Raw genomic sequence first — 11,198 nt, forward strand, 5'->3', positions numbered from 1 at the left:
GTATGGCAAACAAAAAACGACAGCACTTCGTATCGCAATTCCTGTTGCGGAATTTTTCTTCTGAATCGAACAATAAAACCATTTATCTATTCAATAAGAATACTGGAAAATCTGTGAGGGATGCACCGATTAGGTCACAGGCGCAAGAATCCTATTTTTATGGAATAGACCCAACATTTGAAGATTACCTATCCTTATATGAAGGTAAGTCCTCTGAAGTTATTAAAGATATCATAGCAACTGGGTCATTACCCGATAGAACCGAAAAAGCCAATTCATTCTTGCTTCATTTTGTGATGATGTACGCCTTTAGAACAAAGTCAAGTGTGTTCAATACCGAAGAGCGCATCAATTCATCCTTCAAAACAATAGCTAAGTATGATAAAGAATTGAGCCAGATTGATTTCAGTACACACAGAATTAAGCATCCAGAACCAGCAGCTTTCAATTTGGCATATAACATAGATAATTGGGTTATCACGGGAGATTTGAACTTGTTGCTTCTACAAAACCAAACTGCCAGTAATTTTATACTTTCTGACAACCCTTTTGTGCAATTTAATCCTATACTTCTTTCGAATAAAGATTACCCCAATAATGGTGGATTGCTAAGTAAAGGGCTAATTATATTCTTTCCACTTTCACCCAAATTCTGTCTAATGTATTACGACCCTTTGGCGTATGCTCTTCAAAATGGAGATAGAGATACACTATGTCTTAATGTTCAGGAGGATGTTGACAATATCAATTTGCTACAAGCAATTGCATCGGATAAAATTCTTTATTACGGCAATTTATCCGAGAATGATTATGTCCTAAACTTAGGGTTAAAGAGTCGTCATTTGAAAAAGGATATATATGTGAATGAGGAAATACCACATCCTACAAAACCGAATAGTTTTGTCTTGTTATCCTATTATTTAGAACATACCAACAACCCAAATTTTTCATATTTCAGCCTTACCGAAGAAGCAAAAAATCGCATTGGTCATATAGGAATGAACGAATTCAGAAATCAAGAGATAGTGGATTGGGTACAAATGGATAAAACCCAGTTAAGGAATAGATATAAAAGTTGATATGAAGGTAGTTCTCGATTCGAATATCATAATAGCTGATTGGCACTTGGGTTCACCCAGTTTCAGAATATTGTTAGAAGGTTCCAAGCAAGGAAAGTTGGATGTTTACGTCCCCAAAGTGATTATCGACGAAGTCTGCAATAAATTTGAAGAGCGTTTAAAACAAGCCCAACAAAAAATCGATAAAGAATTGAAAACAGTAAAGAAACTTACTGAAGAGTCTTTTGACAATGAGGTAACCGATGATTTTATTAAGGAGAACACATCACAATATCGGAGCCAGCTCATTAAAAAGCTGAAAGAGAACAAAGTTTCATTCTTACCATACCCCAAAACCAGTCACAAGATACTTTCGCAAAAAGCGATGAAGAAAATTAAACCTTTCAATTCAAACGAAAAGGGATACCGTGATAGCCTGATTTGGGAAAATGTGAAGTCGATATTGACTGAAGATGAACAGGCAATCTCATATCCTGAAGTGATTTTTATTACGAATAACTATACTGACTTTTCTGGCGATGGCGATAAGATACACTCAGATTTGATAAACGAATTGACTGAAGAAGAATTCGACGCATCTTCGGTAGAACTGAGACGTGGCTTAAAGGAATTTAACGATACGACCACAAAACTATTCTTCTCGCAAGCTGAATCATTTAGGAATAGAATAAAAGATGGTAAGATTTGGGATTTTGACATCAAGACACCCATTACCAATTTCCTTTTCGATAATTATATCGGCAAGGAATTATATCATTATCAATCAAGGGATGAGTACGAATTTGATAGTAGTACGGTAAGTGGTATCAATGATGAAGATTTTGAGTTGGAGATTACATCGGTACAGAAACTGAATGCTACCGAGTTCATTCTTGAGGTCGCTACGGAAATTGATACGGAAATCGACCTATTTATAGAAAAATATACCAATTGGATGGATATGGAACCTAAGGTTGCAATTATAGACCCAGACTGGAACCGCCACGTTATGCTGGCCAGCACAAGTCTTAACGTGCCTTTATCCATTACCTTAATTGTTGACGCTGATTTGGAGATAAGCAGTATTGAAATTGATAAAATTTATGACGAATACAGATGATAGATTTAAGCTTCAAAGAATTTCAAGGTTTACTGAAGAATCTACAGTTTGACAATCAGAGTTCATACGTGCAGGCATATCCAGAATTTATTCGATACTTCCAAAACGTTCCAATAATAGAAAAACATCATTTGGTTATTGCAGGTCATTTTACTTACGGTTGGATGCCTACGATTCTCAAATTGGATTTGAGCCAATCAGAACATACACTCAAATTATTGAACGATGCAAAAATTGGTCAGGCTTTGACTTTTAAAGACTTGGGATATTTTAAGGGAAAAATAAACAATTCATTGGTTGGCGTTTCAAAACTGTTGCATTTTATTTCACCTCAAAACTATGCAATATGGGACAGCCGAATTTACAAAGCCATCTTCAATCTCGAACCCTATGATTACAGAATAGGCAATGTGAAATTTTATACTGAATACCTCGAACTGTTGAGTAAACTTGCAAGACACAAAGAGTACCTACAAATACATCAAAATATTGAAGAAAAGGTTGGGTACAAACTCACCTCTTTAAGAGCAATTGAAATGGTGATTTTTGAAAATTCAAAATTCAAAAATTGAAAAAATACTATTCAAGATTTGGTACAATATTTGCTATTAATTAAAGAGAGTTAGATAATAATAAAACCTATATAAGTTCTTTAAAATTTTGGCGTAGTAGTGTATTGGGCAACAAGCTTAATCCAAGAGATTATTGTAAGTCTCGTGTGTAATTTTATAATTAAAAACATAAACAATATGAGAACACTTTTCAATAAAATCGCAGAAGTTTTAAACTTCGTAATCATTTCAATGATAATAACCGTGATATTTCTTTTTGGTGGGCAGACACCCTTATCCAGCAGACTTGTCCGAACAGAAATTTCTTGATAAGTTCCAATCACTATGAAGCTTGGGGATAGGTTTGAGGTTCGATTCCTCGGTCTGCTGCTAATACAAAAGCTACCATATGGTAGCTTTTTTTGTTTCGCTCAAAATTTAGAATGGCGTCTTTTCTTTAGGTCGTCTCGCCGTCACCTTCCATTCACCCTCTTGTTTTATGAGCTTAAAGATACCTGGTGTCTTATCGTAGGATGTAGTGTATTTAACCCAAGCGACATCACCGTCTATTGATTCTTCGAGGACTTTGAAATTAGAATCTGAATTTTTGTTCTTACTAAACGTTGCCATCACCGTATTAAAACTGGCATAGCCTTCTTTGGTGGTGTGCGCTTTTAGAACATCTTCATTGCCTTGATAAATACTCTCGAGAACAGTCTTTGCGACATCTGAGGGTTTAGAACTTTGCTCGCCGGCACAGGCAAACAGCAAGAGGACCGATAAATAAGTGACCAATTTTTTCATAATATTTTAATTTGGGTTATTGATATATCTATGCGATAGTTTCAGCTCTACATTACGTTCGCCATCTTTTTCATTCAGTTCTAAAATGGCCCTACGGTCATTGGATAATGAAAATTTGGGCAACACATAAGCGAACCGCACCATTTCACCTTCTGCGATTTTTGAAGGCAGCTTATGTTTGTATAGCGGCTCTTGATACAGGCGTTGTATCGATTTCATCTTCCCATTTGCCCTCGTTTCAACCGAAAGGTTCAGGAAATTCATATCATAATCCAAGGTAGAATTATTCTCAATCTGGATAACGAAGTACAGTTCTTCTTTATCAAAAACGATATTTTCAACACTCAAAAAAATACCTTCAGTTCGCTTCTTAATTCGACCAATGCGTTGTTTTCTATTGAGAAGGTATGTGCAGAATTTTTGATAATAATACGTTCTGTTATCTACACGCTCTTCAGAAGATTCAGCAAGAATGGAATCAGTTATAATCGGCTTTTCATTCCCGATACTATGCGATGCAGGAATGAAATAATTAAGCTTAGAAAGCTGTTTTCTGTACTTTACAATATACGAAAAAATTGAGCCATTTCTATTGATTACCAGTAAATTACTTTCCTTCCCTGGCTTGGCTTGAAGTAACCCAAAATACTGTTCTTTCTCACGATTATAGGTAAAGACAAAATTATCCGCGCCGGTGATACCTTGACGAATGGGTTTTGGAAAGAACAGCGCAACATTCTTGGTGTCGTTTGCATAAATGGTGTCAAGAATTGTCGTTGAATCTGCTTTAGCCTGAGCTGAGCATAATCGAGGTGCGAAAGCGGAAATCAGTATTGCTAATATTAAAATGGTCGTTTTCATAGTCTGGGTTTTAGAATTAATCTGTAATTGTTCAGAACGGTTACTTTTACCCTTCGATTAGAGCGCCTGAATACTTGTGTGATTCCGCTTACTTGTGGAACACTTGGGATATTGATATCCCCAATAACATCATCGAGTACTTCTCTCGAAACTTCTTCCCTAAAGTTGTTCTCTACGTAAATACCCTCGCTACCGTCGAGCAAGTCGACGGCTTTGAGTTTGGTAGGATGATGTTTTATATTTTCAATAGCAATCAAGGCACGATTGGGCTGAAAACTGATAAATCCGAAAATGGGTGTGTTCTTAGGCATCGGCTTACCATTGATAGTAGCCGATTGGATCAGGCGCATACGCAATCGGGTATTTGCTTGCACAACTTGGTCGCCATCTACCACCACGTAAATGGTTTCATCCGTATTGCCAATGATGGAAAGTTCATTGGGCTTGGGCGAAGCGGCAAAGAACAGTTGGTGTTCCAAGCCCAGTTCTTTTGCCTCGATTTTTTGTGCTCTAACGACTTCTGCGGAATCCACTTTTGGTGCGGTTTTTTGAACCACTCGCTTTTGACCTAAATTTTGATACCGCTCTTCAGAATACTTAATCTTGCCGGCATCATAGATACTGTCCACAATGCGTTGTCTTTGTTGTTCGGGTAAATCGGGATTGTACAGTCCAGTTGAATCCAATAGCTTTTCATCATAGATACTGGGTGCATTGGTTTCGCGTACTTCTTTCAAATCGTTGATAGCATCCAGTTTAGAATCATATTCTTTTTGCTCTTCATTAAGTTCTGGAACAAGGGTCTGTTCAAGGCTTTCACTCTCATTTTCATCATCGCCCATCACTATCATCGAATAGCCAATGAGAAATATGAGGACGGTGGCCAGCACCGCTGCAAAGACGATTTTATTCTTTTCTACCTTCATAGTCTAATTTTTTTAGTGTGTTTTCGAAATAATTGGTAATGAGCAATCCGTGTGGATTGTTAGGGAAATGCCTATCAACGGCTATCAGATTTCCTGTTGAGACCAACTCATAGGTATCGATAATGGAACCGCGATTGATTTCAAAAACTGTCACGGTTCTAAAGGCATAAGTCTCACTCTGTTTTTCAATCTGGGATTCAATACGCAGTACCTTTTGTACAAGAGAATATTGTAGCAGCCTGTTATAAACACCATCGGCCTTTTTCTGACGGTACAGATTATCCACAGAACTATTGCCTAGCCAAAGTGCCTTTTTCAAATTACGCTCATAGTTGCTGGCATCGATGTTATAGAAATAGGTATGAAACAAATCCAAATGCGAGAGTGCCTCTACCTTAAAGTTCTCTTTTTGTGCCACCAGTTTCAATGGAATTATTGAACCATCGGTATTTACGGCAAAAGCGCTGTTCAATGCTTTTTGGTTGATGTTGTAGGCCATCCAAACCGAGAAGAATGACGATAGCATCGCAGAAATAACCACCGCAAGTACGATAAAACGGTTCATTTTCAAAACGGCATATATGTTTTTATAGGGTGTTTTCATTGGAAGAGTTTTAGTTGCTAAAAAGTCTGAGTGTAAAAGAGGTGGCGCGTCTGTAGAGCTTGAACTTTAGAAACACGATAAAGCCAACTGAGCCCAGTTGTACTACGGGTGCAAAAAAACCTTCCCAAGTGTCGCTTCCAAAAAGATTGACCCAGAAGTTAGCATTGATTTCATTATAAATGGCATTGATAAATACATTGACCAAAAAGAAGGCAGGCACCAACATATACACCGCAGCGTATAGTTTAAAAAAATTATAGGCCAGCGACCGGAACTTCTCAAAAACCGCCAAACTAATGACCAATGGAAAAAAGGCCTGCATTATACCCAAAAGAAAAAAACGCTCTGCCAAGAATAGCGGATAGATAAACAAATCCAATATCCAGAGTATGGTACTAAGGATAAATGCTAATATTTTGAACCCGTATAATGGTGTTACCAAGGCTTCATAGAGTAGTGTCATTGCCATACTCGCAGCGTCAAGAAGACCTACTTCCTCTTCAAGTGGTAGGTCTTGTAATTGTAAGGGTAAAAGCGCTGGCGCCGTTCCACGGTATTGCCCTTCGATAGCAACCAAAATGCCATCGAAAAATCCCAAGACCTGAGTCGAGAAAATGACCAAGAGCACAATGGCGAAGTTCTTGGCCAATTCCCCAGGATTCAGCCCCCAAGAATACCCATCCTTATCTGCAATACCCTCATTGTATTTTTTAAGGATATTGACCAGGAAGAACAGTACCGCAAGTGTTTTCATTCCGGCAATGGTATATTGCGAAAAAGCACTTGCCTGTATGGTTTGAAAAACCGTATCGATATATTCCAGCCCTATTGACATTGTTTAATATTCTGTTTCACGGTTATTCACTTTGTCCTGCATCTTTCTGAATGAGATGATATCTCGGTAACGCTTCGTTCTAATGGTAATGTTTGATACCATTTCCCTTGATTCCGCCTCTTTCTTTTTGAGGACTTCGGCACGTTCGGCATCGCTCATTTTTAGGTAATCGCTGGATAAGATTTCGTCTATAAAATCAACCGTGTCCAGAGAGTTCTGTACAATGGCATCAAAGGATTCCATCACCCGATTCACTTCATCAGGTTTGATGTAGGGCGAGTTCAAAATATCCTGTAAGTCATTTTGCATTACCTCGATAAGCCGTTGGTTGTTACTACTAATTTCCTCAACAGCCTTAAGCTGCCTAACCACGTTGGAAACCTTTTCTATGGCTTCTTTGGCATCCTTTAAAAATTTTACGGACTTAATCATTTCTGCCGTCTGCTTACCCGATTCCAACAGTTGTTTTACCAAGCTGATAAAGTTGGTGTTGTCATAAACCGGCATTCCCTGGCACGCAGCGCGTGCAGGCAGTAAAAAGATGAATGCTGTTGCGATAATTAAAATTTTTGTCTTCATAGCTTTATGTTTTAGATGTGAATTGTTTTATGGCTTCTTCCATATTATTTGTCTTATTATAAATGGCCATTATGGTCTCGTTTTCCTTGCCATCCGTGAGGTAAGCCGCATAGACTTCCTTCGGCACTTCAAGCCGGAAAATGTTACTTTCCTTTCCAATTTTGATGAACATTTCGGTGTACTTCCGAGGACCGGTAAGATTGTTTTTGATGGATTTTAATTGGTTCAGGTCGTGGCTGGATAGGTTCAATCGCTTTACCAGTTCTGCGTAGCCTTTTTCGTTGTTCAGGCTATATACCACTTGTGTATTTTCGAGAATACTTGCTGATGTACTATTGTTCGGTAATTGATTGATGGATTGAAGAATAATACCTATCGCACCATTTTGTTTCCGGATGGCTTGATAGTAGAATTCCACACTTTCCAGTACGTTATCAAACTTTAACTGTTTGGCAAACTCATCGAAGAGGATAATACCCTTTTCCGCGCGATTTTTCCAAATGGTTCTCTGGATGGCCGACTTTATCAGCTTCAACATTACAGAAAGGATTTCCTTGTTGTCCTTCACTTCATCCAGCTCAAAAACGATGAGGCGTTTATCCTCGATTTTATAGGTCTGGTCTTCGCTCACCTCAAATAGGAAGCTGTATAGACCATCGTCGACATACTCTGACATTACGTGCAAAAAGCTCGTCACATTGAAGTAGTCGGGATGGATTTTTAGGCTCTTCAAAAGATTGTTTTGATGCCCTTCTATAAAATTGTAGAACCCGTCCAGCGAATGATTTTCCAAGGTGCTGTCGTAGTAGTATCGCAGTATCTTTTTAATGGAAACCGATTGAGCCTTGGTCACTTTTAAGTCTGAAGCAAAAAGCTCAAAAAGAAATACCGACAAATCTTCAAGGCGCTCTGGTGTGAGGTCGTTTTGGTCGCTGATAAAAAATGGATTGATACCCAGATTTTTTCCGCTTTCATAACGAAGAACGGTATATTTTTCAGGATAGAGCTTGGCAAATTTGGTGTACGAACCACCCAGGTCAATGATGACCAGGCGAACGCCACTTTCAAAATATTGGCGCAGTATGTTATTGGCGAGAAATGACTTGCCTTCACCTGTGGGGGCGAAAATGGCAAAGTTTCGGGCCTTGATGCGCTTTTTGCGTTCGTCTCAAACATCCTTTAATACCGGAATGTTATGCTCACGGTCATTAAAGATGATTCCGGTTTCATCAGATTTGTAGTTGGTGTTGTTGATTAGCAGGCAAAGTGCGTGCTTTAAATCGGTAACGTACAAATCATTGTTCGAAAAGTTGGATGAGAAACAACAGTAACTATTTAGGATATAGTTCTTGCGCTCTTCACCACGAGGGTAGTACGAGATAATATCCAGTTCTTTGAATTCAGTTTTTATCTTTGAACCTATCTTGCTCAACTCTTTGGCTTCCTTGGCCCAAAAGATGATGTTGAGATGACCACGGATTATCCGTGCATTGTCATCGGCATTGATTTGGTCAAGAATGTGCTGGATTTTACCAAGTACCACTTTATTTTGCGAACCGAAGTTGGAACTCTTGTTCAGTTCCTCAATCTTTTTGTCGAGCAGTTTCCGCCATTTCTGTTTGTCGTCGAGATACAGGATTTGATTGACGATATGGTTTTCGGTCAAGGTCAGACCAAGGCCATCGATGAATCCCTGGTGAAAGACAAAATCGTCAGAAGTAAATCGCTCATTGGTCTTACTGCTTTGTACGCTTTCGCCAAAGCACAGCTCGCTGTTTACCGCAAGGGCATCAAAATAGTTTTCGCCAATATTTACGTTGCTCTTATCGAGAATAATGTCGGTGTCAAAACCTTCGTTAAAACCATTGAAATAGCCATTTGTTAGATGTTGGATTTCTTTCGCTTTAAGCGGAACAAATTCCATCTTCCGGCTATTATTGATAAAGGAAACCGAATCGCTGACCGAACCTATAAAGCTGTTCACATTGTCATCCAATTTCTGGACGATACCCTTGGAAACCTTCCGGAATGGATTGACATATTTTGGATTATTGAGTGTCTTGTTTTTGGTCAGTATAAAGAACAAGTAGCATTTGTGTTCCATATACTCACGTCCTTTAAAATGTGCATATGTCGCTTTTTCGAGAAAGGTGTTATTGGGAAGTTGTTCTGCAGAATAGGATTTCTTCAGGTAGATATCCTGTTTATGGACAGCTGTGCCCACAGGAAGTGATTTTAAAGCCTGAAACCAGGCACCGTGAATGTCCTCAAAATCCTTTTCTGAAAGCGAATAGATTTCCGGTAGAATGCCCTCATAGCACAAGACCACATTGCCATTATTGGCAAAAATGATATTGTCTTGAATATCCGCAATGGGTCGATATGCCGAGAGGTTAATCTTCTTCATAGTTAAAACCAGAATTTCTTTTATTGCTGATACTTTTTGGAAAGGCATTGATGGTCTGCAGCAGTTGTGGGTTTTTGGCCATTCGGGTCAGTGCCACAAAGAGTATGGCGTTAAAAACCATTGCGCTAAGAATTATCCCAAAACTGAAGGAAAAGATGATGACCAAAAGTGAGGCCACTACCGAGACCATTTGCAGGGCAAACAAGGAAACGGGCAGACCGAAAATCATCGCCCGCTTCCTGATGTTTCTATAGACCTCAAATTTCTTCATAACACTTTTTAAAAAATGCCTCTTAGAGGCTTAAACCACGATTGAAATGAGGTAGGTAAATATGCCCACGACGGCACCTGCGATAAGTACAAAGACCAGCACTCTGGTAATCCCTTTTTTGAGGTCGGCATTTTCCCCAAAGAAATGTCCTGCGTTGAACAGGAAACCAATCAAAAAGATGACCCCAAGAATTATCGGAAAGATGGCGCGAATGGTATCTGAGACATCGTTTACCGAGTCTTCTATACCACCGATTTGTGCAAAGGCGGGTGCCGAGATGAGCAGCAACGCAATCAACATAGACATTGATTTTTTCATAACTGTTCGTTTTTAGATGCCTGATGAGGGCGTTGATAAATAATCTTTGCGAAATCTATTGGTAAAAGAGAGTATGGGTAGAAATTCGCTAAACTTTAACTCGAAATCCTGTTAAACTTTGGAAGATTCTTAAAGATTGAACCCATTCTTTACAAATTGTGCAGTAAACGTATAATTATGGATCGCTTACTCACTTTATTGATTCTAACATTTTGGATGGTACCAATGACAACTCTGGCCCAAACCGAAAACAATAGAAAAACAGTTGTAATTATTGACCCTGGCCACGGCGGAAGTGATTCCGGTGCCACAGGTATTAATGAGTGTCAAGAAAAAGATTTGGTGCTCAAAATCGCTAAGGAAATCGTGAGGGTCAACGAAACTTTTTTAAATAACAGGTATGACATCTATCTCACACGCTTTACCGATACGCTGGTATCATTACAGCATAGGGCAGAACTTGCTGAGACGGTAAAGGCGGATATGTTCATTTCCCTGCATTGCAATCATTCCAACAATCCGAATGCAAGGGGTATTGAAGTTTTTGTACCTCTAAAGGGGAAGTACGTTCGTGAATCGATTCTTATGGCTCACCAGCTTCAACTTGGTATGAAACAGCATATTGGTTATAAAAGCCGTGGTGTAAAGTTTGGCAACTTTCAAGTGCTTCGGGAAACGGTGGATTATTGCCCTACGGTTTTATTGGAATTGGGCTTTCTGTCAAATAGCGATGAAGCAAGGCACCTTAACGAAGAAGATAATGTTTTGGCGATTGCGCTTTCTATTTTGAGTGGGTTAAAAACCAAAAAAAAGCTAAAGCGATGAAGAATTTTTATGTTGAGCTTTATACTTTGTTGCGCTCTA

General features: G+C 38.9%; 12 protein-coding genes and 1 pseudogene. 4 read left to right on the top strand and 9 right to left on the bottom strand.

Annotation, left to right across the window (positions count from 1 at the left end; genetic code table 11):
* The first annotated feature begins 2 nt into the window (after positions 1-2).
* The 3 genes from ACFOSX_RS05505 to ACFOSX_RS05515 are packed head-to-tail and all read left to right on the top strand — an operon-like array spanning position 3 to position 2,750.
* A complete protein-coding gene (locus tag ACFOSX_RS05505) occupies positions 3-1,079 on the top strand; it encodes a DUF4238 domain-containing protein (protein ID WP_386097819.1) in 1,077 nt (358 codons plus the stop codon).
* A 1-nt stretch (position 1,080) separates the two neighbouring features.
* Positions 1,081-2,178, top strand: a complete 1,098-nt coding sequence (locus ACFOSX_RS05510) for a PIN domain-containing protein (RefSeq protein WP_386097821.1) — start codon at positions 1,081-1,083, stop codon at positions 2,176-2,178.
* The gene (locus ACFOSX_RS05515) at positions 2,175-2,750 is read left to right on the top strand and encodes a hypothetical protein (RefSeq protein WP_386097823.1); all 576 of its coding nucleotides are present in this window, start codon (positions 2,175-2,177) and stop codon (positions 2,748-2,750) included. The genes ACFOSX_RS05510 and ACFOSX_RS05515 overlap by 4 nt, the downstream gene beginning before the upstream one ends.
* A gap of 417 nt (positions 2,751-3,167) precedes the next feature.
* Here the strand turns inward: ACFOSX_RS05515 and ACFOSX_RS05520 are convergent, their stop codons facing one another.
* The 9 genes and pseudogenes from ACFOSX_RS05520 to ACFOSX_RS05560 form a co-directional block, all read right to left on the bottom strand.
* Positions 3,168-3,533: a hypothetical protein gene (locus ACFOSX_RS05520; protein WP_386097825.1), complete on the bottom strand. Its 366-nt coding sequence runs from the start codon at positions 3,531-3,533 to the stop codon at positions 3,168-3,170.
* Positions 3,534-3,539: 6 nt separating this feature from the next.
* Positions 3,540-4,394, bottom strand: coding sequence for a DUF4138 domain-containing protein (locus ACFOSX_RS05525; RefSeq protein ID WP_386097827.1), 855 nt, complete (start codon positions 4,392-4,394; stop codon positions 3,540-3,542).
* Positions 4,391-5,320 carry a conjugative transposon protein TraM gene (gene traM / locus ACFOSX_RS05530; protein ID WP_386097829.1) on the bottom strand — a complete coding sequence of 310 codons (930 nt, stop codon included), beginning with the start codon at positions 5,318-5,320 and terminating at the stop codon, positions 4,391-4,393. The genes ACFOSX_RS05525 and traM overlap by 4 nt, the downstream gene beginning before the upstream one ends.
* The gene (locus tag ACFOSX_RS05535) at positions 5,301-5,924 is read right to left on the bottom strand and encodes a conjugal transfer protein TraK (protein ID WP_386097831.1); all 624 of its coding nucleotides are present in this window, start codon (positions 5,922-5,924) and stop codon (positions 5,301-5,303) included. The genes traM and ACFOSX_RS05535 overlap by 20 nt, the downstream gene beginning before the upstream one ends.
* Before the next feature lie 10 nt (positions 5,925-5,934).
* A complete protein-coding gene (locus ACFOSX_RS05540; RefSeq protein WP_386097833.1) occupies positions 5,935-6,759 on the bottom strand; it encodes a hypothetical protein in 825 nt (274 codons plus the stop codon).
* 3 nt (positions 6,760-6,762) lie between these two features.
* Positions 6,763-7,338, bottom strand: a complete 576-nt coding sequence (locus tag ACFOSX_RS05545; RefSeq protein WP_386097835.1) for a conjugal transfer protein — start codon at positions 7,336-7,338, stop codon at positions 6,763-6,765.
* Between the two features lie 4 nt (positions 7,339-7,342).
* Positions 7,343-9,745, bottom strand: a pseudogene (locus tag ACFOSX_RS05550) (TraG family conjugative transposon ATPase).
* The gene (locus ACFOSX_RS05555; protein WP_386097837.1) at positions 9,732-10,016 is read right to left on the bottom strand and encodes a hypothetical protein; all 285 of its coding nucleotides are present in this window, start codon (positions 10,014-10,016) and stop codon (positions 9,732-9,734) included. The pseudogene ACFOSX_RS05550 and the gene ACFOSX_RS05555 overlap by 14 nt, the downstream one beginning before the upstream one ends.
* A gap of 30 nt (positions 10,017-10,046) precedes the next feature.
* The gene (locus ACFOSX_RS05560; protein WP_386097839.1) at positions 10,047-10,334 is read right to left on the bottom strand and encodes a hypothetical protein; all 288 of its coding nucleotides are present in this window, start codon (positions 10,332-10,334) and stop codon (positions 10,047-10,049) included.
* A 177-nt stretch (positions 10,335-10,511) separates the two neighbouring features.
* On the opposite strand from ACFOSX_RS05560, the gene ACFOSX_RS05565 reads away from it, so the two are divergent.
* The gene (locus ACFOSX_RS05565; protein WP_386097841.1) at positions 10,512-11,159 is read left to right on the top strand and encodes an N-acetylmuramoyl-L-alanine amidase family protein; all 648 of its coding nucleotides are present in this window, start codon (positions 10,512-10,514) and stop codon (positions 11,157-11,159) included.
* The last annotated feature ends 39 nt before the right edge of the window (positions 11,160-11,198 follow it).

This window comes from Winogradskyella maritima (assembly GCF_042650215.1).
In the GTDB taxonomy this organism is placed as follows: domain Bacteria; phylum Bacteroidota; class Bacteroidia; order Flavobacteriales; family Flavobacteriaceae; genus Winogradskyella; species Winogradskyella maritima.

What these genes read in the sequence shown, in the direction of transcription:
- ACFOSX_RS05555 (WP_386097837.1), bottom strand. Translation starts at nt 10,016, where the DNA reads ATGAAGAAATTTGAGGTCTATAGAAACATCAGGAAGCGGGCGATGATT.
- ACFOSX_RS05510 (WP_386097821.1), top strand. Translation starts at nt 1,081, where the DNA reads ATGAAGGTAGTTCTCGATTCGAATATCATAATAGCTGATTGGCACTTG.
- ACFOSX_RS05545 (WP_386097835.1), bottom strand. Translation starts at nt 7,338, where the DNA reads ATGAAGACAAAAATTTTAATTATCGCAACAGCATTCATCTTTTTACTG.
- ACFOSX_RS05520 (WP_386097825.1), bottom strand. Translation starts at nt 3,533, where the DNA reads ATGAAAAAATTGGTCACTTATTTATCGGTCCTCTTGCTGTTTGCCTGT.
- ACFOSX_RS05540 (WP_386097833.1), bottom strand. Translation starts at nt 6,759, where the DNA reads ATGTCAATAGGGCTGGAATATATCGATACGGTTTTTCAAACCATACAG.
- ACFOSX_RS05505 (WP_386097819.1), top strand. Translation starts at nt 3, where the DNA reads ATGGCAAACAAAAAACGACAGCACTTCGTATCGCAATTCCTGTTGCGG.
- ACFOSX_RS05515 (WP_386097823.1), top strand. Translation starts at nt 2,175, where the DNA reads ATGATAGATTTAAGCTTCAAAGAATTTCAAGGTTTACTGAAGAATCTA.
- ACFOSX_RS05565 (WP_386097841.1), top strand. Translation starts at nt 10,512, where the DNA reads ATGGATCGCTTACTCACTTTATTGATTCTAACATTTTGGATGGTACCA.
- ACFOSX_RS05525 (WP_386097827.1), bottom strand. Translation starts at nt 4,394, where the DNA reads ATGAAAACGACCATTTTAATATTAGCAATACTGATTTCCGCTTTCGCA.
- traM (WP_386097829.1), bottom strand. Translation starts at nt 5,320, where the DNA reads ATGAAGGTAGAAAAGAATAAAATCGTCTTTGCAGCGGTGCTGGCCACC.
- ACFOSX_RS05560 (WP_386097839.1), bottom strand. Translation starts at nt 10,334, where the DNA reads ATGAAAAAATCAATGTCTATGTTGATTGCGTTGCTGCTCATCTCGGCA.
- ACFOSX_RS05535 (WP_386097831.1), bottom strand. Translation starts at nt 5,924, where the DNA reads ATGAAAACACCCTATAAAAACATATATGCCGTTTTGAAAATGAACCGT.